Consider the following 25,016-nt stretch of genomic DNA (forward strand, 5'->3'; position numbering starts at 1 on the left):
CATGCTATGTAGTTTATTTTTATTTCTATTTGTGAGCACCACAGTGTTTGGTCAACAGTATGCATACATTCCGGCTACGAATGTTTCACTAACAACAAGTGAAGAAATTAATGAAGCCAGAGCTGATCTTCAGTCACTTTTATACCATAGAGATAAATATGATTTGGAGATTCAGGTAAGGGAAATCAATCGGGTTAAGGAACTAGGGCTTAATGATGCTGTTGTGACTAACCTAATAGAGACGCTTGAAAGTTTAATTGCAAAAGAGAGTGTAAACTTACCTGAGAAATCTAGTTCTAAAAATAATTTATCGTTCGTAAAATCGTTCAATAAAGAATTTGCTTTGATAATTGATGACATTGCAAAAGCAAAGGATTACGATTCAGCCAATGTAAAGATAAATGAAGCACTATCCTTTTTTGCAGATCAAAATGTGACTGTTTTGGTTGATTTTGCCTCTGCTGGTGAAGATCCTGTTTACGAAAGACCTCAAACTATTTACGAATTTCTAGAGTATTGTAAGTTTGTAAAGCAGACTAACTTCATAGTTTCAGATGTGGTCTTGCAGGAAGAAAATAAAATTGAAAGATTAATTCTACGTAAAATTTATCATTAATCTTTCTTCTGTCTTTTTTCCATCGAATATTTATTCTTATTTATTCTGTTTTTTTGTAGGTTTGATACCGGAAGTTTTTATTTTTATAAAACTGTTAAGTACGATTACCTATTATTTTTTTGTATCCGTTTGAAATCGGATATTTAAGATGTGAAAATTATGTAAGTCGAATGAGGAAGTTATTTTTTTCAATTTTTATCGCTTCAATGCCATTTTTTGTAGTTCAGGCCCAAGTGGGCAGTGACTTTGCTGACAAAGAAGTGTTAGTGGCTTCAACCAAACAGGTAAACCAGTTTTTTAGAAGGTTTAACCTTGAAGAGGATTGGCAGGGCAACAGGCTACGAAAAGACGATCCATTATATCGAAATAATGAGCTTAGAAAAAAGACTATTGCTCAATTATTTGATATGAGTAATTCAGGGATAAGCAATGATATGAAAAGGCAGTTTATAGAGGATGTTACTAATCCTTCATCTGCTAATTATCTGTATTTCTGGGAAGGTGAATGGTTTGCTGAAGCTCATTGTAAATTCATGTATAACGGAAAGGTTGAGGATGCCATTTTATACATGAAACTTGAAGAGGAAAATAAAGGTATTAAATGGGTAATCAGTGATATCTATTTTGAGCCTTTTTTCAAAATCTTTGACAAAGACCCAAATATTCAGAAGAAATATTTGCACCCTATGAGTCATGAACTTGATTTCATGAATTTAAAGAAAAATTTAAAGGAAGAAGAGGAACAGGATTTAGCTGGAAACTCTTACAAACCTCATTATTTGACTGTATTTTTCTACGAGTTAAAAAAAGGTAATCTTAAGTTTCTTTATACAACACAGACATTTTATCATTTTTTCCAGGTTGATAACTGGTATTTCAAATTAGAAGAATTTAATCGAAGTACATATAACAGTGGATGGCTTATTGCTGACTTATTGAAAATTTCAAGATCACAAAAAGACATGCTACTAAAGAATATCTATCATGAATAGTAGAAATTCAATTATTGTATACCTTTTAATATTTACCTTGGCATTCACTTCAGGAAGTGTTTATGCCCAAGGAAATATGTCGGTAAAACAACAAAATGAGAACAAGCAGCGTGTTGAAGGGCTTGTTTCATTTTTAGAGTATTTATTTAATACACTTGGAGGAGATCGCGCAACAGTTCGTGAAAAACAGATTATTACTGATCAAAGTTACCTGAAAGTATTTAAGGATGCTGAGGTACAAATTGAGGATGATCTTGATGAAGAAAGAAGCTCTGCTATTAACAAGGATGTTCAAGATTATTTGAAGGATATTGACTTTTTCTTTCAAAAAGTAAATTTTGAATTACAAATAAAAAATATATCTCTGATCAATTCAAAGAAAGGGCTATATACTTATAAAGTAACATTGGTAAGAAGAATGAATGGTACCAATGTTAAAGGTGAAAAAGTAAGCTCTGATAAAATCAGATATATTGAGGTTAATCTTGATGAGGCAAAAGATGACTTGAAAGTCGTTAGTATGTACTCTACTGATATTTCTGAATCTGAGATTAATCAGTGGTGGTCAAAAATTCCGGATGAGTGGAAAATTGTATTTCTTGATGAAGTTGGTAGTGATGCCAAACTAGACTTTAGCCTTCTGAAAAGAATAGCAAATATTGATAAGATTGATATTTCAAATAATAAAAATATTAAATCTTTAAAGCCATTAGAAACTCTTATTAACCTTAAAGAGATCAACATGGCTCATACTGAGATTACGTCTCTAAAGGGTATTCAAGATCTTAAATTTATTGAAGTAATCGATATTTCAGACACTGATATTGCTGATATAGATGAATTAACAGGAATGGAGAACCTTAGGCTAATGTTTGTTCAAAACTCATTGGTTTCAGATCTTACTCCTCTTTCTGCTTCAAAAAATTTACAAAAGATTTATTGTGATAATACTCCGATAAGCCCAAAAGCAGCAGAAACATTTCAGAAGTCTGTTCCAAACTGTAAGGTTATTTTTGATAGAGTAAACCTTGCTGAATGGTGGGGTAATTTATCTATCGAATGGAAAAAGATGTTCTCAAGAATTATTGGAAAAACCAAGATGGAGAGAAATGATCTTTTGAAAATATTGAACCTTCAGGCTATCAATATCTCTGATGATAAAACAATTACTACATTAGACCCAATCAAAGATTTTAAAGATCTTAAAGAAATTAAGGCGTCTAATACCGGTATTAATAGCATACAGGCTCTTGCTGATATGCAAAACCTTGAAGTTTTAGATATTAGTTATACTCAGGTTAGTGACCTCTCTCCTATTGCTAATCACAAGAATATTTCAAAATTGAATTTTGAAAAGACTAGAATCAGTTCACTTGATGTAATTAAGGGATATAAGAAGATTACATATTTGAACTGTGAGGAAACTGATATTCCTGAAAAGGAAATAGAAGAGTATATTTCGAACAATCCTAAAATTCAGGTAATTTATAAGGCTATTCCGTTTACAATCTGGTGGATTAACTTGTCTCCAGCATGGCAGTCAGCATTTAAGGATGCACTTAAGATGAATGCCAATGATGTATTAACAGTTGAGCAGCTTCATGATTTGGTTTTTATAAAACAGTTAGATTTATCTAATAATCCAAAACTTGAATCCCTTGAGCCATTAACTATTTTTAAGAATCTTAGAAAGTTAAATGTTAGTAATAGTAGAATTTCTTCTCTTGACCCAATAAAGAGCTTAAACACTTTAGAGTGGGTTGATGCTAGTAAGAATCCTATTTCAACTATCGAGACTCTTGAGTCATTACAAAACCTGAGATATTTTAATATCGAGTTCACACAGGTTGAAGATGCATCTGTAGTAGCAAATTGGCAGGAACTTAAAGAATTGAAAATTTCTGCAACTTATATAAGGTCTCTTAAGCCAGTCGGTAGAATTGTTCATTTAGAAAAAGTCGAATTCTATAACACAGATGTTAAAGACATCGGACCGGTATTAGGATTGAATTATCTTAAAAAACTGGTCTGTTACAATACCAAGATATCTAAAAAGGATATAGATACTTTTAGAAATCTTAACGAGGGTTGTGAAGTAGTTTATTACTAAAATTCAAATCCGATATAAAATATTAGCCGGGATGAAATACATTCCGGCTTTTTTTATTAGATAAAGTGTAACTCTTGAAGTGAAATTAAGGTTAAATGGTTAGTCAGGAAAAAATTTGTAATTTTGTCTCTTTAATCAAATAAGTTGTGAAAAAAAGAGTTGTAGTAGGATTATCAGGCGGAGTTGATTCAAGTGTAGCTGCATTAAAGCTAGTTGAAGAAGGCTACGAAGTCATTGGGATGTTTATGAAAAATTGGCATGATGAATCAGTAACTATAAGCGACGAATGTCCTTGGGTTGAAGATTCTAATGATGCTCTTATTGTAGCGCAAAAGCTTGGTATTCCATTTCAAACAATAGATCTGAGTAAAGAGTATAAGACCAGAATTGTTGATTACATGTTTGCAGAGTATGAAGCTGGACGTACTCCTAACCCTGATGTATTATGCAATCGCGAAATCAAATTTGATATTTTCTTAAATGCAGCATTGAAACTTGGTGCTGACTATGTCGCTACAGGTCATTATTGTAGAAAAGAAGTAGTTGAAACAGATGGACAAACTCATTATCGACTCCTTGCAGGAAAAGATAATAATAAAGACCAAAGCTATTTCTTATGTCAACTGACCCAGGAACAATTAAAGTATGCACTTTTTCCTATAGGTGATATTGAAAAACCAGAGGTTAGAAGAATTGCAGCTGAAAATGAACTTGTAACTGCAGAAAAGAAAGATTCTCAGGGGCTTTGTTTTGTTGGGAAAATCAGATTGCCTGATTTTTTACAACAAAAGTTAATGCCTAAAGAGGGAAACATTATTGAAATTGCCTCAGACAATAATCAATTTATTCAATATTCTGAATTACTTGGTTCTCTTAACGGATCAATAAGTGAAGATAATTTGAAAGAGTTATCTGAACCATTTTCATACTCTGAAGATCAAGGAAAGAAAGTTGGAGAGCATCGTGGAGCCCATTATTTTACAATAGGTCAACGTAAAGGAATGAATGTTGGAGGCACACCTGAGCCTTTATTTGTTATCGGAACTGATGTTCATACTAATACAATTTATACTGGACAAAGCTCTTCGCACCCAGGCTTACATCGCAAGGCTCTATACATAAAAGAGTCTGAGGTACATTGGGTTAGGCCTGATTTAGCGTTAAGTCCAGGAGATAATCAAAGGTTTGATGTCAGAATAAGATATCGACAAGATCTACAAGGAGCCACCATATATAAAGTGGATTCCGGATTGTATATTTTATTTGATGAATTACAAAAAGGTATAACCCCGGGTCAATTTGCTGCCTGGTATAAAAATGAGGAATTGATAGGATCTGGTGTGATTGCTTAATAGTTATCTTGGAAATCATTGTGTTCATCGATTATCTGATGTCTTGAGGTCACCAATCAAGCAGTTTGATCATTTATATTAAATGGATTTTTTTATGTTATTTTCTAGATTTTTTAATAAGGCAGAAAAGAAAAAGGAAGCGACTCGAAGTTATATAAAAGGATTATTATCTGTTGCATCTGCAGACTCTCATTTGTCATATAGTGAATTGAAGTTTGTTTATAAGACAGCCAGAGAATATGATTTTCCTGTGGAAGAGCTTAAGGAATTAATAAAAGATAGAAAGAATCAACACTTTGATTATTCTGAAGAGTTCAAATTTGAACATCTTAAAGGAATCATAGCAATGGCCTCAGCCGACGGTAAGATTTCCATAAAAGAAGTGGCTTATATTAAAAAACTTGCAGTTCAAATGGGCTACAAATCAAATATTGTTGAAGAAATATTTGAAGAATTTATAAATAAAGATTCAGAATTAGTTTTGATCTAATAATCAAGATGTTATAATTGTCTTTATAATTGAAGAATTGATCGTGTGTCCCCCCTGATATTTTATAACATCGGGGGTTTTTTTTGTTAATTCTTGAATGTAATTTTTGATCTTATCTGCATTTTTGCCTGTGATATATTCGTCACTATCACCGTATACAAAAAATACTTTTGATGTCTTTTTAAGTTTAATAGGTGTAAATATATCATGTGCCGGATTTCCAGCATAGCAAATTAATTTATCCGGTGAAAGACCCAATTCAGATATTATTCTTGTTGCGGTGGCTACTCCTTGAGAAAAACCAAGTATTACCAGTTCTTTTATACTGAGATCAATTCCTTTGAATAACATTTCAATAAGTGCTTTGATATAATTTATCTGATTACTTCGGCCTTCTTCTCTAAATTCTTTTGTTAGCCACGAAGCTCCTACTTTGTCATACTTTTCTCCAAGATAAAAAAGAGATAGTCCTTGAGGAAAAATGAGACAATCATCAGTTGTGAAGTGATTAAACTTCTTTGAAAAATAATTAACATTTTGACCGTAGCCATGAAAAATAATCCATATTCGATTGGCAACTTCAGGAGAAGTGCCAATCTTTAAATATGGAGCTTTAAAGCTGAAATCTATTGAATCTGTTTTATTCAAAGTATATGTTATTTAATAATGTATTCTTAATAAATAGATTTTCCTTCTTTTGAAAAATTTGTGATGATATCAGCCGGCTTAAATCTATTTCCATATTTTTCTTTTAAAGAATTAAGGTCGTTCACAAGATTTTCCAAACCATAATTGTGTGCATACATAAATGGGCCACCTAAAAATGGAGGGAAACCTAATCCAAAGATTGCCCCAATATCTCCCGATTCTGCATCTTTTAATATATTTTCTTCCAGGCAATAGAACGCTTCATTAACCATTATTAAAAATAGTCGGTCAGAAACCTCCTTGTCAGCGGTTTTATCAAAGCTATGGTTTGTACCAAAGAGAGATGCTAACTCCGGGTTTAATTCTTTCTTTTTACCCTCATAATTAAAAAATCCTCGTTTGGTTTTCTTTCCCAGCCAACCTTTATCTTCCATTTTTTGCATAACCGGATGTGCGTCTGCACCTCTGGATTTAAACAATTCACCCAGCGCTCCCCTGTTAATATGGGCTCCAACATCAATACCTATTTCATCAATAAGTGTAATTGGCCCAACTGGGAAACCTTTTTTCTTCATCACCCTATCTATGCTTTTAGGCTCATATCCTTCTGAAATAGCAACCATTGCTTCATTGAGCATTGGAGCTAAGATTCTGGTTGTATAAAATCCCGGTCCATCATTTACATCGATACAGACTTTGCCTTGTTTAAGTCCAATATCATAAGCCTGGGCAAGAGCTTTTTCATTAGTTTGAGAAGTTTTAACTATTTCAAGCAGAGGCATTTTCTCTACTGGTGAGAAGTAATGCATACCTAATACCCTTTCAGGATTTTTGCAAACAGAAGCAATTTCAGTTACCGGCAAAGCAGAAGTATTTGTAGCAATTAAAGCATCTTCAGGTAATACCTCACTCCAGTTTTTTAATATTTTTTGTTTTAATGATAGATCTTCAAAAACAGCTTCGATTAATGAATCTGATTTTATTGGGTCACCAGATTCAATTAATTGGAGGTCATTAAGTAGTTTTTGATAACTGCTCTCCGATAGTTGTTTTCTTTTAACCTTAGTCTTTAAATATTCAGAAGTTCTTTCTTTAGCCTTTTTTAATGCTCCATTATTTAGATCCAATAGCGAAACTTTATAACCATTATCTACTGATACAGTGGCTATTCCATTTCCCATTAACCCTGCCCCTAAAACAGACAGGTGTTGAGGTGATTTTGAAAGAGCTTCCATGTATGGGTTTTTTCTGAAATTATTCATCTGGAAAAACAACCTGATAAGTTGCTTAGCTTCAGGTGAATGCAATAGTTTGGTAAATCCTTCTATTTCTCTTCGTATTGCGTCTTCTCTTGATTTACCCGGGTGGTAATCCAGACACTTTAAAATCTCTAATGGAGCCGGATAATTACCTTGAGTTTTAGCTAACACACCTTCTCTGGCCTTATTGATTACCAGGCTTTTAAAAGGGCCGAAAAGTAAAGCTTTATCTTTTACAGAAAGACTTTTAGTCTTTAACGGGGTGTGTTTTCCATTTGCAATATCCTTAACTAATTGAATACCTGCTTTTAATCGGAAGTTTTCGTGAGTATATACATCTGCAAGTCCCATTTTTTTTGCTCGGGATGCGTATAGGTTTTTTCCTGTAAGGATATATTCAAGAGCATTTGGTAGTCCTATTCGCTTATATAATCTTACAGTTCCACCCAGGCCTGGTAGCAAACCTAATTTTATTTCAGGAAGTCCCAGTTTAGTTTTGGGAGAATCAGTAATTACCATTCCATGACATGCTAGGGCTAGTTCTGTGCCGCCACCCATACAAGCGCCATGAATAACAGCTATAATAGGTTTTTTACTATCCTCTATTCTATTGAAAAGCTTATGGCCGGTCTCTCCTACTTCACGTGTTTCTTGCTCTGACATTTCCAGGAAGCGCTTGATATCTGCACCAGCCAGGAAATCCTTTTTTTCACTATAAAATACGGCTCCTATAATTGAATTATCAGTTTCAACTTTATCAAGAAGTGAAACCATGTCATCCAAATCATCTATGGAAATTGTATTGTATTCGCTATCCTTTTTATTCAATTTTATGATAGCAACATTTTCTTCAACTTGAAGTGTAAACATAATTTAGACCTTTTCAATTAACATAGCGTGACCATGACCTCCTGCTGCACAAGCAGCTATAACTGCATATTTTTTGTTTTCAAAATGTAGTCTGTTGACTGCAGTATTCAAAATTCTTGAACCTGTAGCACCAAATGGATGTCCAATACTTAAAGACCCACCCCAAAGGTTAAGCTTGTCCATTGGTATTTCACCAAAGGCCTTATCAAGTCCAAGTGATTTTTTTCCGAATTCATCACTTTTTAATAGTTTTAAGTTATATAAAACTTGAGCTGCAAAGGCCTCGTGAATCTCAAAAACATCTATATCGTCAATAGAAAGCCCATTTTTAATTAAAAGCTTTGGAATACTATATGCAGGCCCTAGTAACAACTCCTCACCGGGATTACGAGCCGTAAATACGTGATCAATAATTTTTGCTTTTGGTTTTAAATTATATTTTTTCAATCCATCTTTTGAAGCCAAAATACTTACAGCAGCTCCATCAGTTAAGAAAGAGGAATTTCCTGCTGTTAAAGTGCCGTATTTCCTTTCAAATGCAGGCTTAAGTTTTTGTAATTTATCAAAGGTAGTCCCTTTTCTAATGCCATTATCAAAAGTAACTTCATCAGAGGCTCCAGGGTAAAATACGCTGGTAACTTCTTTTGTGAGATGTCCTTCCTCCCATGCTTTAGCGGCAAGTTGCTGAGACCTAGCAGCAAATTCATCTTGCTCCTCTCTACTAATATTGTATAAAGCAGCTGATCTTTCGCAATCCACTCCCATAACAGTACCAGTCGTAAATTCAGCAATATCAGGGATTTCCGGTTTGAAGTTTGCAGGCCGAAGTTTTAGAAGGAATTTAGTATAGTCAGCAGCAGATTTAAAAGTACGTGTTTCAAATAGCTTTTGTCTCATATCTTTTGGGAACTGTATTGGAATGTCCGAAACACTATCGGTACCTCCGGCAAGGGTTAAATCAGCTCTTCCAAGCCTGACAACATCAGCCATGCTTGCGATAGCAGCGTTAGCACTTATGCAAGCCTGTGAAACAGTATGACAAGGTGTAAACGAAGTAATGCCTCCAGTTAAAGCAGCTTCTCTTGCCACATTTGAAGTTTGAGTTTGATGAATTACAGTACCCAGACACACCTGCTCAATATCTTTCTCCTCGATATTATTTTTTTGCATTACTGCCTGAATTGCATTTGCACCAAGTTGGTAAGACATAAGATTTTTATATCCGGTTCCTGCTTTTTGAAAAGGGGTCCGAATTCCATCAACGAAATAAACTTCTTTTATATCCATTCTTAAATAGTTTCTTATACTCAAATCTATAATTTATTTGACAAATTAGAAACTTATCCTTATTTTGAACGAGTGTTCAATTTTTTAAAACTATGGGTAGAAAAAGTATTTCCAGTGATCGGCGAAAAGAGATTCTTGAAGCTTACAAACTTGTGATCCGTAATGAAGGCATTGAAGGTGCTTCCATAGGTAAGCTAGCTAAATTTTTAAGCATGCCTCCTTCTTTAATAATGCATTATTTTAGTTCAAAAGATGAATTGATAAAATGTGTCGCCTCCGAAATAATTTCCGATACTTATGATACTTTGATTGAACAAATTGAAGTTTTACCCAAGACTGATCAGATTGAAAGGATTGTTAATTTTCTTTTCGGAATCGAACTACAGAAACACTTTGATTTATTTTATTATCGATTAGTAAACTATTTGGCATTGTCTTCAGAGGATATATCTAATGAAATCTTATTAAAATTTAATCACCTGGTACATAGAATTTCAGAATATATTCAAATGAGTAATGGTAGTGTACATTTAATTGAACTAAATGAAATGAGTTCATCATTATTAAGTTCTTCATTTGGTTTTATGGAAATTGAAATGCTAAAGAATGATCAATCTTCATTTTTTAAAAATAGTCGTGTTATTAAAGATTATTGGATTAAGGCTCTTAAAAATTGAAAGAATTATAGATTAAGCAATATATTCTGCATATCTTAATCCCTTGCTGCTTTTATTCCGTAAATCAATCTGATGAACAATAACTATCCCATTCCGGAAAATGAAGCTGAAAGATTAAACTTTCTTAAAGAATTGGATATTCTTGATACCAAGGAGGAAGAACAGTATAATCGAATTGTTGAATTAGCATCTCAAATTTGTAAGGTACCCATTTCTTTAATTACATTAGTTGATCAGGATAGGCAATGGTTTAAAGCAAATAAAGGCCTCACCGTATCTTCAACTTCAAGAGAAGCCGCGTTTTGTTCGCATACGATAATTCAAAATGAAATTCTTATCGTTAATGATGCTTTAGCAGATGATAGGTTTAAGAATAACCCCCTTGTCTTAGGATATCCAAATATCAGATTTTACGCAGGGTGGCCATTGATAACTACTAATGGTCTTGCATTAGGGTCTCTTTGTGTGATAGATAATATTCCCAGAGAATTAACTGATGAACAAGAATTTGCATTAAAAGTGTTATCAGAACAAGTTTTATTACTTTTTGATAATAGATTAAAGCAGAAGCAGTTAGATCAGAAAATTCATGATCTTGATATTCAGAATAAGAAGTTAACTGAACTTAACCAAATGGGAAATCAATTCATATCTTTGATTTCTCATGATTTAAAAAGTCCACTTTCTACAACAAAGTCATTGATTTATCTTTTGAAAAATAACTCAATTGCTGAAGAAGATCTGGACAAGTATCTTGACCAAATGGATGTCATGATAGATGGCACTAATCATTTGATAGAAAATTTAGTTTCCTGGGGAAGTAAGCAATTAGAAGGAAGAACAATAGAAAGTCAATTATTCTCCCCAATTGAATTGATTGAATCTTCATTAGAAATTTTTAAAATAAATTTAACAGCTAAAAATATCCAGCTTAAAAATTCTGTTCCTTCAGACCTTAGCATTAATTCTGATAAAGATATTCTCTATTTTGTTTTTAGGAATATGATTCATAATGCGATCAAATTTACCGATAATGGTGAGATTAATATAACCTATGAAGCGACAGAGGATTACCATGAGTTTATAGTTAAAGATTCAGGAATTGGAATGGATAATGAAACTGTAGATAAATTAAATTCCGGAAAGATTTCTAACTCAAACAGAGGAACTAAAGGTGAAAAAGGATCTGGCCTTGGATCATATTTTTGTAAGAAATTTTTGGAAAAATTAAGCGGAAGAATAATATTCGAGTCCGTTAAAGGTTATGGTACTAGTGTCAAAATACTTTTACCTAAAAATTAATTATTTTTTTTGACTAATTAATTCATTTAAAATAGCTAAACAGCTATTTTAGTGATTCAATTTTACTTGCTATGGAAATGATACGATTAACTTTTTTTGCAGTATGCATTATACTGCTATCTAATTGTACTGTGCTTGCTCAGGGTAAATATAAAAATAGAAGCCAGCAAAGACAGTCACAATGGTGGATTGGGTTGAAGGGTGGTGTTAACCTAACCAAAGCATCTCCTGACCAGGAATTTTCAATAATGTCAAGAGTTTCCGGGGACCCTGATTTAACCGCTCTTAAGAACTATGATAATTATGGTAATTTTAATGGTCAATTTGGTGTAGTTTTTACTTATGATAGTCCTTTTGGTCTTGCACTAAGTTTTCAACCTACAGTTCAAAATTATACTTTCAGTTATAGTTATGATTTTGATTGGGTGGATGATACTAACACGGGAAATACTCTTGATATTAATTATCAGCATGATCATTTTCTCCGTTATTTCGAATTACCTCTTTTTATTAGGTACCAACTTCCACTCGGTCAAACCAATGTTAAAGGGGCTATAGGTGGCGTTGCTGGAAAAAGAGAGTTTATCCCTTATATTCAAGGAGGTTTTTATTATAGTAAATTAATAGATGCCTTTAAGACAATTTCAACAACAGGTGTTGATAATGTTACAGGAAATAGTGGTGAGATCCAATATTCTGAAGAGTCTTTTGGAGTTAAAAATCAATTATTAAAAGGTAGCATTGGCTGGATTGCGGGTGTTGGCGCAGCATATGACATTGGTAATGTCAGAATATCTGCTGAGATAAATTATAAAAATGGGTTAAATAATATTGCTTCATCACAGAATCGCTTTGCAAATACTGATTCTGCCACTGGTTATTATGATGTATTTGATGATTTTACTCTAAAACACATAGAGTTCAATTTGAATTTATTATTCCCACTCAAGTTTATTACAAGTGATTCATTCAATGCACTTTAATTTTTTAGCTATGAAAGTAAGACTATTTTTAATTAATATATTTATTGTATTAGGGCTTTTGAATTCATCATGTGATATCAAGGAAGATGAATTATCTCCAGATGAAAGCTTTATAAAAGTATATGATGTAAATAATTTTAATCTTGACCTTGAACCTGTTGATATTATTCAAGCTCAGGATAGTGGATATATTGTTCTTTCTAAAGATAGAAATGAAATCCCTAACATATTGGAGTTAGATGGTGAAGGCAATATAAAGTCAATAAGAACGACTTCAGTTGAAGGTGGTGGTTCTTTTACCAAACCAATTGGTGAACTAATGGAAATAGACAATTCGATCTATTTTGTAGGAATGAACACAAATCAGGAAGCAGTTCTTTTTAAAATTGAAGAAGGTAAAATTGGTACCCGAGAATATTCAAATGTTTATCAACCATTGGCAGTGTCCAAGGGGCCTGGTTCGGAGATATTGATTGCCGGCTATAGTAGTTTACAGGGAGATGAAATCGTTACGGAGACTAGTACATTTTATGTTATGAATCCTAATTCTTCTGTTCCGAAATATTCATATAATTTTAGAACTGAAGATGCCTTTACCGATGATATGATTAACTCATATTTGAATGGAGAAGCAGATTTCCCTTTCTTTACAGGTTATATTGGTAATGAAACTTCTGCTACTACCTATTTCGTTAATACATTTTATAATTTCAATTTAACAACCTTATTTCTTAACCCTTCCAATGATCCGGACGCACAGATAAAAGGTGGAGTAATCGGAGATAAGTATTCTGGTAGTTTATTGTCTATGGTACATTTGGATGGAGATAAATTTGCGACAGCTTATAACCATTTGTCAGATTATTATTTGAATTCTGCAAATCAGTTCAATATTAATGGATTTGTATCAGGCTCTGATTCAACTGAAGTTAGAATTCCGGAGATTGATGATCAATCAGAAGTTATTATTAAGAATGTAGAAATTAATGGTGTTGAAACTTTGATTTATGCTGCTCAAAATAAGCGTAAGCAAGTTGTAATGTATAGCTATGATCCAACAACCGGAAATTTCATTGGAAATCTGACGCTTGGTAATCAAAGTCCATATAAGGCTATTGATTTTGAAGTGACAAGTGATGGTGGCATGATAATACTAGCAAAGACATATGTTGGTCAGGGAAGATTTGGAAGAATTGCCCTATTTAAGCTGACAACAGATCAAATAAGTAACTTAATTCAGTAATATTAAATAAATCTGTAAATGAAAAAGGGAGTTTAAAACTCCCTTTTTTTATTTCTTAATTATCTTTTGTGTCAACTTTTTATCTCCCTGAGTAAGGACTGCCATATAAATACCTGGCTCAAGCACTGAAAGATCTTTGTCAACCTTAAATGACCCAGCTTTCATTTCTTTATCAATTACCTTCAATACTTCTTGACCATTAATATTATATAGAGTAATTGAAGTCAGACCTGTATCATTTACATAAAATTCAAATGTAGCAGTTGAACTTACAGGATTTGGATATACTGTTTTAAATTTAAACCTATTTGAAATGAAATTATCATCATCTACGCTAAGTGTCCTTGAACCAATAAGACCTTCAATTTTAAGTAAATTTGAGTCCAATGACGGAAGGATCTGATTTCTTACTTTTGCTGTATCTACCTCAAACCAGTCTTCTAAAACTGAAGCATAAACCTGACGATAGTCAACCGTAGGAGTAATATTACCTCTACCCTCACCCTCAATATAACTTTTCTTTATATTTGGATTTTTACCATGGTTGTAAATCGGATGTTCTCCTATTGCCCCATTAATACCAGTTTGATTTTCAGTATTTTCCTGATTGTAAATGCCACCATTAACTTTATCTCCACAAATAAACATTGGTGCTGCTTTACCATGGTCTGTTCCGAAACTATAATTAGAGACAGCCCTTCTACCAAACTCAGAAAAAGTCATACTGATTACCTTATCTCCTAGCCCTTGTCTATTTAAGTCATCATGGAAAGCTCTCATTGCAGATGCTACATGATATAATAATGAAGCATGAAAACCTACTGTTGGATCGTATGATTCTACTTGCTCAGCATGTGTGTCAAATCCACCAAGCTTTGCAAGATAAACTCTTGTTTTACAACCGCCTGAAATCAGTCTAGAGATCATTTTCAATTGACCTGAAAGAGAGTTTTTCATAACAGCACCAGGAGCATTCATATGATATCTCTCAGGGTAAGTGACTGAAGGCGAGTTAGATCCAGCTTGATAATACTTTGCAAGTAATGAAGCATATGAATTACTCTGACTTTCAATATCCATGATATATTTCAGTTTATCGCGATATCGGGCACCGGTAATTAATGATGGATCCGTACATGTTAAAGGATCAACCCCAACAGAATTAATTAAATTAGCAAATGCTTCAGGGTTACTTAATGCCAGGGCTGTGGGTCCTCCTACATCAGCAGAATGAAATCCAAGAGAAACTGTTGATCCAATTTCAATACCAAGAGGATCTTGAAAAGCTAAATTATCAAAGTTATCTTCTTCGAATGGATAAACTTCATATTGATCATCTAGAAAACGTCCAATCCATCCACCATCTTTTATTACTTCATCAGAGTTTATACCACTTAACCAAATATCCTGACTTCTGAAGTGAGACTGATTTAGCTGTTCGTAACCAACATTTTGTATGATAGCAAGATTACCTCTGTCATACATGTATTTGAAGTCTAGCAGGTCAGGATGCAATCCAATTTGAGATTTATTATCAAGTGTATTATCTAGAGGAATAAATGACCTTGCACCTCTGGAAGGAATGGCAATATTTGGTCTTAAATTATAATAATCATCATAAAGATCTATTGGGATAAGACTATTGATACCATCATTACCTCCATGAAGCTGAATTAATACCAAAATTCTGTCTTCATTTGTATTTGCTGCAGCTCGAAGTAATTGATTACTTTCCATTATTTGCATAGGCATTCCATTTAATACGAATGGTGATGCAGATAATACTCCAAGTTGCTTAAGGAAATTTCTTCTTTTCATAGCTGGCTGATTAGTTTAATTGAAATTCTGGTGTTTGAATTAATGCAGTTATGAGTTTTTCAAGTTGAGTCACAACTGCCACAGGGTCACCTCCTGATTTATAGGCATTCCAGTCATTTTGCCACATTGTAGCTCCAGTTGAAAGTCCTCCATATAGAATTTCATTGACGAAATAATCAATTCTTTCAGCACATACACTTTCAGGAAAAAGAAGGTCAATTAATTGTGTTACCAGTAGTTGCCCGTCACCTGGGTTAGTAATGCCGTTAGCCGGATTTTCAATAAAATCAAGCACATCTAATCTGAAAGGTGGATCATCCTCACCTCCGGGATTAAATAAAACGCTTGTGAAATTATATCTGTTTGCCAGATAGTTTGGTGTTATCCAGGATTTATCAAATGTCGGAGTTTGGTGATGTGCAGGGTAACCTGCAACTTCAAAAGGTTTATAAAATGGTAAACCTTGTCTCTCAAGAACACCATGAACACCTCTTAGCATACTGTCATAAAAACCTTGAAGGTCTGTTTCATATTCAGGTAAACTGATGTTAAATAACTTAAGTGAACCTAGAGTTATTTCAAGTGGAGACTTGATCATACCACCTACTATATCTGAATCATCTGAGCTGTTATCAGTATCAAGAAAATAAGTTGATCCAAGTAAAGCTCTTAAAGCAGACTCAATATTATAATCATTATTAACAAGAACTTGAGCCATAGGCTCAATTATATCTGTCATAATAGTACCCGGGCCATAATTATCATCATCAAAACCTGTGATTTCATGATGAACAAAGTACCTGTAAAGCTCTGCACATATAAATTGAGCAGCTCGCGGTGTTCCGTTGACTATCGGCTGGGAAAAAATTAGCTCGATTAAATCATCAAGTTCAGAATACATACCATCTGCAGTAACTCCAGTACTGTCAACTATCTCTGCAGGATTAGTAGTAATTGTAGCATTACCATAGATATCGCTGAATGTCTTGTCACCAATAGTATGCTGAAAACAAGCGTCACCCCCTCCCCTGATTATACCCATAGGTAATCCGGTATCGGGATCAAGGTTGCTAAACTGATCATCATTGCTATAGCCGGTCAGAATTTTAGCTGCTGCTTGAATATCTGTTTCTGAATAATATGTGTAGCTGTCTTCTGCATCTTGAGGACCTTTACCAACAGTATACAATTCAAGGAGTTCTCTGGCGAAATTTTCGTTAACAACCCCATCAATATTTAATCTGCCATCCAGGAATAGAAGCATAGCATTATCCAGGCACATTTTTCTGGATAAATCTTTAAAACTTCCTGCTGCATAATATCTGAAAAGTTGATTCTGAAAGTATAAAGCTCGTTCGTTTGTGACCTTTTGTTGCGATGTTGTCCAATGTGTATGCCAAAACCAGACTAATTTCTCTTGTATAGACCGATTACTTTTTAACATTAGGTTCATCTGCCAGGCAAAAAAGTACCTGGTCCGAAGAAATCCTTCACTGTTAGCGTCTGTAGCACCGGAAGTCATCCATTCTGTTCCTGTTTGAGGATCAATTGGCGGTTCCGGTAATGTCTGGTCAAAATTGAATAATGTATCTAGAGCCTGAGAAACTGAGAGTCCTGCAAAGAAATTTATATCTTCCCTTGATGGACAAAAAGTAGTTCTACGTAGTAATAACTCGGCTCTCCTTAACCCTAAGGTTCCACTAGCTGGTGTTAAAGCCATCTGTTTAGTTAATTATCTTTAAATCGTGCAAGTAAATAAAAATCTAAAATAGTAAAATATTTAAAAATCATCTAACCGTAATCGTTCATTTTCTTACATACTTATTTTAGACAATAAAAAAAAGCCATCAACTCACCTGAGTTGATGGCCCTTTATAATGTAATATTACCTTTATCTTGGTCGCTTATTAAGCTGAAAACCAACGGATAAAGTAAATGTGCTGTTTTTAAAGCTATTATCTGCATACAGGTCTTCAAACTGAAAACCATCATCTATTTCAGAAATACCCCAATCATACCTGGCTGATAGTTGGAAACGCCCAACCTCTGCTCCAACGCCTGCTACTATAGCCCATTCTGATGATTTCATAAAATCTTCTAGTGCCTGTTTATCTCCGGTGTCAACTTCTCTTACGCTATTGGTTAAAAAGCTAATTTGTGGTCCGGCTTCAATATATAGAGGTCCAATAACTCCAAATTTCACCAATACAGGAACTGACAGATAATCAATTTTTATTTCTTCATCCTGGAAGGAAGCTCCTTTGGTATTGTAAAGGATTTCCGGTTGAATAGCAAGCCTTGAAGATTTTCCAAATCTTAAATAAACTCCTGCCTGATATCCGGTTCGGTTATCAAAGTTTGTTGATGAGTTGATAGTTGCAAAATTCATCCCTCCTTTTATACCAATACCTATGTCCTGAGCATTGATTCCCGTAGGCAGGATTATCGCAATAAAAAGAATTAACCTGATTAAATTTGTTGTTGAATTCATTGGATATATGATTGATTTCTTAATATAAAACACAACTACTATGCCATAAATTGTATCCTATCTGTTTATAATTGGCTAATTGTTTTATCAGGCCTTTTCAACTAATAAATGTCTCATATCCTGTTCTGGGTTTTTCCCCTTTAGATTTCCAAAGAAATCAATAACCTTTTTTCTGTCTTCATCCCATTCAGAAGGCATTATTGGTTCGGAAATAACAAGTTCTTTATTTCCCCAGTCAAACCCACATAAATAGTAAGGGATGTTTGCTTTTTTAGCGATATGCCAGAATCCTGATTTGATATCTTCAATTTTTGATCTAGTACCTTCCGGAGTTATAGCAATTAACAGATCTTCTTCTTTGTCAAAAACTTCAGCAATTGTATCAGTAAGCTTTGTATTACGACTTCTTATTACCGGGTATCCTCCCATCCATTTAAAATATCCTCCAAGAGGCCAGACAAAAAGAGAGTCTTTTGCTACAAACCGAGCGTTTAAATCAAGAATTCTTCGGGCAAAAACACCTACAAAAAAGTCATAATTTGATGTGTGTGGCCCTACTACAATGAGACCTTTTTTTACCTTTTTATCGAAGTTCCCGACGACTTTCCATCCCATCAGGTTAAAGAAGATGAACTTATACAGACTTTTTAGCATATTAAAACAGGTTATTTAATAATTCGTCATCAGCCTTATTAGGAATGGTGACTTTTAATTCAGGTTTATTTTTCATAGCCTCTTTGATTGCAAATAGAGCACCATCGTTTCCAGCCCATGCTCTTCTGGAAATTCCATTGTTCACATCGTAAAATAACATGGAATTAAGCTTTCGATCAGAGTCTTCAGAACCATCAAGTAGCATTCCAAATCCACCGTTGATAACTTCACCCCAGCCTACTCCACCTCCATTGTGAATAGAAACCCAAGTAGCTCCTCTGAAGCTATCTCCAATTACATTTTGGATTGCCATGTCTGCAGTAAATCTTGAACCATCATAGATGTTAGAGGTTTCTCTGAATGGAGAATCTGTTCCTGATACATCGTGGTGATCTCTACCCAATACTACAGGTCCAATTTTTCCTTCCTTGATTGCATCGTTGAAAGCTTTTGCTATTGCAATTCTACCAGCTGCATCAGCATATAGTATTCTTGCCTGAGAACCCACCACTAGTTTATTCTCACCTGCTGCCTCAATCCAAACAATATTGTCATTTATTTGCATGCTGGTTTCATCAGTAGCATCCTTCTGTTGTTTTTTTAATACTTCTGCAGCTAGCTTATCGGTAAATTCAAGATCTTCGCTTTTTCCAGAAGTACATACCCATCTAAATGGACCAAAACCATAGTCAAAGCACATTGGACCCATAATGTCCTGGACATACGAAGGGTAAATAAATTCACCATCTTCACGAATTATATCAGCACCTGCTCTTGAAGCTTCTAATAGGAAAGCGTTACCATAATCGAAGAAATACATACCTCTATCTGAAAGGATATTTATTGCCTCTATTTGTCTTTTTAATGATTCCTTAACAGCTTTCTTAAAGCCTTCAGGATCATTTGCCATCATTTCATTTGACTCATCAAAGCTATAACCTACCGGATAGTATCCTCCAGCCCAAGGATTATGTAATGAAGTTTGATCTGATCCCAGATCTACGTGAATATTTTCTTTAACAATATATTCCCACAAATCTACAATGTTACCCAGGTAGGCATATGATCGAGTAACTTTATCAGCTCTGTCTTTTTGAACTTTTTGCATTAAGATCCCAAGATCACTTTCAATTTCATCTACCCATCCTTGTTCGTGACGTTTATATGCCGCTAATGGGTTAACCTCAGCTGTTATCGATACACACCCGGCAATATTTCCAGCCTTAGGTTGAGCTCCGCTCATTCCACCTAATCCTGAAGTAATAAATAGTTTACCTGCAGGTCCTGAACCTGAAGTGTCGATTTTACGAATAGCATTCATTACCGTAATAGTCGTTCCATGAACAATTCCCTGAGGGCCAATGTACATGTACGAACCAGCTGTCATTTGACCATATTGAGTGACTCCGAGAGCATTAAACTTCTCCCAGTCATCCTGGCTACTGTAGTTTGGGATCATCATTCCATTTGTCACAATAACTCTTGGAGCTTCAGGTGAAGAAGGAAAAAGCCCCATCGGATGCCCTGAGTACATATGCAAAGTCTGGTTGTCCGTCATTTCGGACAGGTATTTCATTGTTAGCCTGTATTGAGCCCAGTTTTGAAATACGGCGCCATTTCCACCATAAGTTATTAATTCCTGAGGATGCTGGGCAACAGCAGGATCCAGATTGTTTTGGATCATCAACATAATAGCAGCTGCCTGTTTTGACTTCGCAGGATAATCTTCTATAGGTCTAGCATACATTTCATAATCAGGCATGAATCTATACATATAAATTCTTCCATAATTCTTTAGTTCTTCAGCAAATTCCTTTCCTAAAACTTCGTGATGTTCAGGTGAGAAATATCTTAAGGCATTTTTTAATGCCAGTTTTTTCTCTCTATCTGAAAGAATATCTTTTCTCACAGGAGCATGACTAAACTTTTCACTTCGTTCCTTTTTAGGAGGAAGTTGATCGGGGATGCCTAATTGAATTTCATTTTGAAATGTATCTAAACTCATTGTTATTGGGTAATATTGTTTTAAATTTTTCTAAATGTTGTTTGGTGTAATCATATCCTGACTGATAAATATCTCGTGCACTTGAAAAGTCTAATGGCTTTATGTCAGCCATTGGTTCTAATTCAAAATAAACGTCACATTTATTAGTCTGGGGAAGCACATTTCCATTTACAATTAATAGAAATGTCCTTTCCAAAATATCTTTTATACTGTTTTTTTGTCTCTTCGATAATCTCGGGTTGCAATTTAAACCGACAATTTGTTTTTTTCCTGAATTAATTAAAGGAGTTACAGGTAAATTATCTGTTAATCCACCGTCATAACAATTAAAACCATCAATTTTTACAGGAAGAAATAACCCTGGGATAGACATTGATGCTAGTAGAGAATCAACAATCAAACCTTTATTAATATAGACAGGTTCACCTTTATCAAAGTTTGTGTAGCATATCCAGGTTTCATTTTTTAAGTCTTCAATCCTGGTGTCTCCGAAAATTTCGAATAATTTTTGGCCTACAATTTTATGATCAAAGATACCACTTGTTTTCCACGCTATTCCGGATAGGTTGTAAATAGAAAATTCAGTAGTCATCTTTATAATTTCATCGGAAGAAATGCCCTTGTTTAATGCACAGGCAATTAAAGCACCAAAACTGGTGCCCGAGAAAGCTTCAAATGAAATACCTTCTTCATTAAGGGCATCTAGTACTCCCAAATGAGCAATGCCTTTTACTCCGCCTCCTGATAAACAAACTGATGGCACTAAATTTCGTCTAGTTTAAATGTTTGATCTACTCGAATTCCTTTTTCAGTTCTTTTTAATGTACAGCATTCTACAAAGGGGTCATGCTCAAGGAATAAAATATAATCGTTGTCCACTGCCTCTTCCAGAAATGCTGATTTTTCCTTGAGAGTTTCTAATGGTCTGACATCATATCCCATAACAAATGGAATTGGTACATGAGATGATGTCGGGATTAAATCTGCTGTGAATACTATTTTTCGTCCTTTGTAATTCAGTACAGGTAGCATTTGCTTTTCTGTATGTCCATCAACAGTTATATAATCAAAGGTAGTAAACGGGTTGTTTTTATCATCAGTAAAATATAACTGACCAGATTCCTGAATTGGTAAAATGTTTTCTTTCAGGAAAGAAGCTTTTTCCCTCTGATTCGGATTAACAGCCCAATCCCAATGGTTAGAATGTGACCAGTATTTTGCATTTGAAAAGGTTGGGATTAGTTTTTCATTATCATATTTAACAGAACCACCACAATGATCAAAATGTAAATGTGTCTGGAAAACATCTGTAATATCACTAAAATCCAGTCCATTATCATTTAAGGATTTCTTTAGAGAATGGTCGCCATGCAAATAGTAATGAGAAAAGAATTTTTCACTCTGCTTATCGCCTATTCCTGTATCAATCAAAATTAATTTATTATCAGACTCTACTAGCAGACACCGCATAGCTAAATCAATCAAGTTATTGTTGTCTGCAGGGTTCGTTTTATTCCAGAGGACTTTTGGAACTACACCAAACATGGCTCCACCGTCTAATTTAAACATTCCTGAATGGATGACTTTTAGATTCATTTGTTATTGGGTTAATTATAATTATAAATCTATTGAAATATGTGGTAATAAAAAAGGTCAACATTAGCTGTTGACCTTTATAAGAACTTAAGTGTTTCTATTCGTTATAAACTCCCATGTTTGAGAATTTTTCTATTCGCTGATTTATTCTTTCGTCTTCAGAAAGTGCTTCAAGCTCAGAGGTTAATTTGGCAATAGTTTTTTTCAAAGTACTAGCCATTTTCTTAAAATCTGTATGAGCTCCTCCCAATGGTTCTTTGACGATGCCATCAACCATTTTAAATTTCTTCATGTCTTCAGCAGTTAACTTTAAAGCTTCAGCTGCCTGTTCTTTATAATCCCAGCTTCTCCATAAAATTGAAGAACACGATTCAGGAGATATTACAGAATACCAAGTGTTTTCGAGCATCATTACCCTGTCACCGATACCTATACCTAAAGCACCACCAGAGGCTCCTTCACCTATTATGAAACACATTACCGGAACTTTCAGCATAAACATTTCTCTGAGGTTTTTGGCAATAGCCTCACCTTGGCCTCTTTCTTCTGCTTCTATACCAGGAAATGCACCAGGAGTATCAATGAAAGTAATAATAGGTTTATTAAACTTTTCAGCAAGTTTCATTAACCTTAAAGCCTTTCGATATCCTTCAGGATTAGCCATTCCAAAATTCCTTGTTTGGCGCTGTTTGGTGTTTCGCCCCTTTTGCTGACCGATCAGCATGTAGGTTTTACCATCGATGGTACCGAAACCACCAACCATTGCTTTATCATCAGAAACAGATCTGTCACCATGTAACTCTACAAAGTCATCAGTTAGCTCATAGATATAATCTAAAGTATATGGTCTTTCAGGATGACGGGAAAGTTGGACTCTTTGCCATCTAGTTAGATTAGCAAATGTTTCCTTTTTAAGATCCTTAATTTTATTTTCCAAAGATTTAATAGTTTCGTCCATGTTGACACCGCTCTCATTAGCGATCTTGGTCATGTCGGATAATTTAGCCTCTAATTCCGCTATTGGTTTTTCAAAGTCGAGCATTTAAGTATTCAAATGGTTTAATGCAAAGTTAATTGATTAAGCTTTTTGAACTAACATTATTTTTTTGTTTTTCTAAAATACTGATAAGCAATTAAATAAAAAATAATTTATAGGGAATGAATTATTTTTGATAGTTATCTGTTGCAAATTAGAATTCATAAATATACCTTTGCATCACCTTTTAAGAAAAGGACATTTTAACAGAGGGTCTGGTAGTTCAGTTGGTTAGAATACCTGCCTGTCACGCAGGGGGTCGCGAGTTCGAGTCTCGTCCAGACCGCCTCCTTACTAAAGCCACTCATTCGAGTGGCTTTTTTCATTTTGTACTATTTCCGATACCTAATGAAACAAGTCTATATTCTCTATTCCCCTGGCCTTGATATATATTATAAAGGACAAACATCAGATTTAGATGAAAGATTGAAGTATCATAATTCAGGATACGAAACTTCTACATCAAAGGGAGTACCCTGGACATTAGTATGGAGTACTGCCAAAGCAACAAGGCAAGAAGCTATGTTGTTAGAGAAGAAATTGAAGAATTTATCCTGGGTTCGACTAGAAAAGTTTATGTCAAAATATTCTGAAGGGTTATCAGAATCAATAATTAAAGATAGGATTATTAGGATTAGCCAATAACGAACAAGCTTTTGGGAGCTTGTTGTCATGGTATGAGCAAATAATGAAAATGATTAAAAATATTTAGCTATAAGTAAAAGAATATCAATAAGATGGGAATAATGATAAAAAAAACATTGATTTTTTATAAAAACAGTATTGCAAATTAAATTTTGAGTACATACTTTTGCATCACCTTCAACGGAAGGAAATAATAGAGGGTCTGGTAGTTCAGTTGGTTAGAATACCTGCCTGTCACGCAGGGGGTCGCGAGTTCGAGTCTCGTCCAGACCGCCTCCTAATAAGAAAGCTGCTCAAATGAGCGGCTTTTTTTATGTCAAAAAATCCTAGTTTTGAAAGCTTTTCTACTTAGCAGGACCATCAAGGCAAATTATTTGTGGTTAATCAGTGATTATTATTGTTCGAGCCAATGACGAACAAGCTTTTGGGAGCTTGTTGTCATGGTACTGATAGCCTTTCAGGCTCGTCAGTATCTCGTCCAGCCGATGACGAAGAGTATAAACCTCTTGTCACGGTGCTGACGGCTATAGCCAATCAGCAACCGCCTCCTAATAAGAAAGCTGCTCAAATGAGCGGCTTTTTTTATGTCAAAAAATCCTAGTTTTGAAAGCTTTTCTATTTAGCAGGACCATCAAGGCAAATTATTTGTGGTTAATCAGTGATTTTTATTGTTCGAGCCAATGACGAACAAGCTTTTGGGAGCTTGTTGTCATGGTACTGATAGCCTTTCAGGCTCGTCAGTATCTCGTCCAGCCGATGACGAAGAGTATATACCTCTTGTCACGGTGCTGATGGTTAAAACCAATCAGCAACCGCCTCCTAATAATAAAGCTGCTCATATGAGCGGCTTTTTTTATGTCCAAAAATCCTCGTTTTGAAAGCTTTTCTACTTAGCAGGACCATCAAGGCAAATTATTTGTGGTTAGTCAGTGATTATTATTG

General features: G+C 34.5%; 21 protein-coding genes and 2 tRNA genes. 12 read left to right on the forward strand and 11 right to left on the reverse strand.

Translation table 11 applies throughout. The annotated features are described in order from the left end of the window. Window positions 1-31: 31 nt before the first annotated feature. The 5 genes from HH304_RS07205 (at window position 32) to HH304_RS07225 (ending at window position 5,560) form a co-directional block, all read left to right on the forward strand. The gene (locus HH304_RS07205; RefSeq protein WP_169679602.1) at window positions 32-616 is read left to right on the forward strand and encodes a hypothetical protein; all 585 of its coding nucleotides are present in this window, start codon (window positions 32-34) and stop codon (window positions 614-616) included. Window positions 617-786: 170 nt separating this feature from the next. Next, a complete protein-coding gene (locus tag HH304_RS07210; RefSeq protein WP_169679604.1) occupies window positions 787-1,608 on the forward strand; it encodes a hypothetical protein in 822 nt (273 codons plus the stop codon). Beyond that, a complete protein-coding gene (locus HH304_RS07215) occupies window positions 1,601-3,718 on the forward strand; it encodes a leucine-rich repeat domain-containing protein (protein ID WP_169679605.1) in 2,118 nt (705 codons plus the stop codon). The genes HH304_RS07210 and HH304_RS07215 overlap by 8 nt, the downstream gene beginning before the upstream one ends. A gap of 146 nt (window positions 3,719-3,864) precedes the next feature. Then, a complete protein-coding gene (mnmA, locus tag HH304_RS07220) occupies window positions 3,865-5,070 on the forward strand; it encodes a tRNA 2-thiouridine(34) synthase MnmA (RefSeq protein ID WP_169679607.1) in 1,206 nt (401 codons plus the stop codon). A 94-nt stretch (window positions 5,071-5,164) separates the two neighbouring features. Next, entirely contained in the window at window positions 5,165-5,560 is a 396-nt protein-coding gene (locus HH304_RS07225) for a tellurite resistance TerB family protein (RefSeq protein WP_169679609.1), read from the forward strand. 3 nt (window positions 5,561-5,563) lie between these two features. Here HH304_RS07225 and HH304_RS07230 read toward each other — a convergent pair whose 3' ends face one another. Genes HH304_RS07230 through HH304_RS07240 form a run of 3 tightly spaced genes read right to left on the reverse strand, consistent with a single transcriptional unit; the run spans window position 5,564 to window position 9,624 of the window. Next, window positions 5,564-6,208, reverse strand: a complete 645-nt coding sequence (locus HH304_RS07230; RefSeq protein ID WP_169679613.1) for an alpha/beta hydrolase — start codon at window positions 6,206-6,208, stop codon at window positions 5,564-5,566. Between the two features lie 26 nt (window positions 6,209-6,234). Beyond that, a complete protein-coding gene (locus HH304_RS07235; RefSeq protein WP_169679616.1) occupies window positions 6,235-8,337 on the reverse strand; it encodes a 3-hydroxyacyl-CoA dehydrogenase NAD-binding domain-containing protein in 2,103 nt (700 codons plus the stop codon). A 3-nt stretch (window positions 8,338-8,340) separates the two neighbouring features. Further along, the gene (locus tag HH304_RS07240; RefSeq protein ID WP_169679619.1) at window positions 8,341-9,624 is read right to left on the reverse strand and encodes a thiolase family protein; all 1,284 of its coding nucleotides are present in this window, start codon (window positions 9,622-9,624) and stop codon (window positions 8,341-8,343) included. Window positions 9,625-9,716: 92 nt separating this feature from the next. On the opposite strand from HH304_RS07240, the gene HH304_RS07245 reads away from it, so the two are divergent. From HH304_RS07245 to HH304_RS07260, 4 genes are all read left to right on the forward strand, one after another. Continuing rightward, the gene (locus tag HH304_RS07245) at window positions 9,717-10,301 is read left to right on the forward strand and encodes a TetR/AcrR family transcriptional regulator (RefSeq protein ID WP_169679622.1); all 585 of its coding nucleotides are present in this window, start codon (window positions 9,717-9,719) and stop codon (window positions 10,299-10,301) included. Window positions 10,302-10,373: 72 nt separating this feature from the next. Next, the gene (locus tag HH304_RS07250; RefSeq protein ID WP_169679624.1) at window positions 10,374-11,603 is read left to right on the forward strand and encodes a GAF domain-containing sensor histidine kinase; all 1,230 of its coding nucleotides are present in this window, start codon (window positions 10,374-10,376) and stop codon (window positions 11,601-11,603) included. Window positions 11,604-11,674: 71 nt separating this feature from the next. After that, entirely contained in the window at window positions 11,675-12,586 is a 912-nt protein-coding gene (locus tag HH304_RS07255; RefSeq protein WP_169679626.1) for an outer membrane beta-barrel protein, read from the forward strand. A 10-nt stretch (window positions 12,587-12,596) separates the two neighbouring features. Then, window positions 12,597-13,829, forward strand: a complete 1,233-nt coding sequence (locus HH304_RS07260; protein WP_169679628.1) for a hypothetical protein — start codon at window positions 12,597-12,599, stop codon at window positions 13,827-13,829. A gap of 48 nt (window positions 13,830-13,877) precedes the next feature. Here the strand turns inward: HH304_RS07260 and HH304_RS07265 are convergent, their stop codons facing one another. From HH304_RS07265 to HH304_RS07300, 8 genes are all read right to left on the reverse strand, one after another. Further along, a complete protein-coding gene (locus tag HH304_RS07265) occupies window positions 13,878-15,647 on the reverse strand; it encodes a DUF1501 domain-containing protein (RefSeq protein ID WP_169679630.1) in 1,770 nt (589 codons plus the stop codon). Window positions 15,648-15,657: 10 nt separating this feature from the next. Further along, window positions 15,658-17,367, reverse strand: a complete 1,710-nt coding sequence (locus HH304_RS07270) for a DUF1800 family protein (RefSeq protein WP_169679632.1) — start codon at window positions 17,365-17,367, stop codon at window positions 15,658-15,660. 171 nt (window positions 17,368-17,538) lie between these two features. Further along, window positions 17,539-18,138 carry a porin family protein gene (locus HH304_RS07275; protein WP_169679634.1) on the reverse strand — a complete coding sequence of 200 codons (600 nt, stop codon included), beginning with the start codon at window positions 18,136-18,138 and terminating at the stop codon, window positions 17,539-17,541. An 87-nt stretch (window positions 18,139-18,225) separates the two neighbouring features. After that, window positions 18,226-18,792 carry a 1-acyl-sn-glycerol-3-phosphate acyltransferase gene (locus HH304_RS07280; RefSeq protein ID WP_169679636.1) on the reverse strand — a complete coding sequence of 189 codons (567 nt, stop codon included), beginning with the start codon at window positions 18,790-18,792 and terminating at the stop codon, window positions 18,226-18,228. A gap of 1 nt (window position 18,793) precedes the next feature. Then, complete coding sequence (locus HH304_RS07285) at window positions 18,794-20,797, reverse strand: urocanate hydratase (RefSeq protein ID WP_169679639.1); 2,004 nt, start codon at window positions 20,795-20,797, stop codon at window positions 18,794-18,796. Then, complete coding sequence (locus HH304_RS07290; RefSeq protein ID WP_169679642.1) at window positions 20,772-21,560, reverse strand: patatin-like phospholipase family protein; 789 nt, start codon at window positions 21,558-21,560, stop codon at window positions 20,772-20,774. Before HH304_RS07290 ends, HH304_RS07285 begins: the two co-directional genes overlap by 26 nt. Then, the gene (locus HH304_RS07295) at window positions 21,560-22,393 is read right to left on the reverse strand and encodes an MBL fold metallo-hydrolase (RefSeq protein ID WP_169679645.1); all 834 of its coding nucleotides are present in this window, start codon (window positions 22,391-22,393) and stop codon (window positions 21,560-21,562) included. The genes HH304_RS07290 and HH304_RS07295 overlap by 1 nt, the downstream gene beginning before the upstream one ends. Window positions 22,394-22,490: 97 nt before the next feature. Continuing rightward, entirely contained in the window at window positions 22,491-23,435 is a 945-nt protein-coding gene (locus tag HH304_RS07300; RefSeq protein WP_169679647.1) for an acetyl-CoA carboxylase carboxyltransferase subunit alpha, read from the reverse strand. 206 nt (window positions 23,436-23,641) lie between these two features. On the opposite strand from HH304_RS07300, the gene HH304_RS07305 reads away from it, so the two are divergent. The 3 genes from HH304_RS07305 (at window position 23,642) to HH304_RS07315 (ending at window position 24,347) form a co-directional block, all read left to right on the forward strand. Next, window positions 23,642-23,715, forward strand: a tRNA-Asp gene (locus tag HH304_RS07305). Window positions 23,716-23,777: 62 nt separating this feature from the next. Then, on the forward strand, window positions 23,778-24,074 hold the full coding sequence (locus HH304_RS07310) for a GIY-YIG nuclease family protein (RefSeq protein WP_169679648.1): 297 nt from the start codon (window positions 23,778-23,780) through the stop codon (window positions 24,072-24,074). Window positions 24,075-24,273: 199 nt separating this feature from the next. After that, window positions 24,274-24,347, forward strand: a tRNA-Asp gene (locus HH304_RS07315). Window positions 24,348-25,016 lie beyond the last annotated feature (669 nt).

Origin of the sequence: Marinigracilibium pacificum, from assembly GCF_012926615.1 — a bacterium.
GTDB lineage: Bacteria > Bacteroidota > Bacteroidia > Cytophagales > Cyclobacteriaceae > Mangrovivirga > Mangrovivirga pacifica.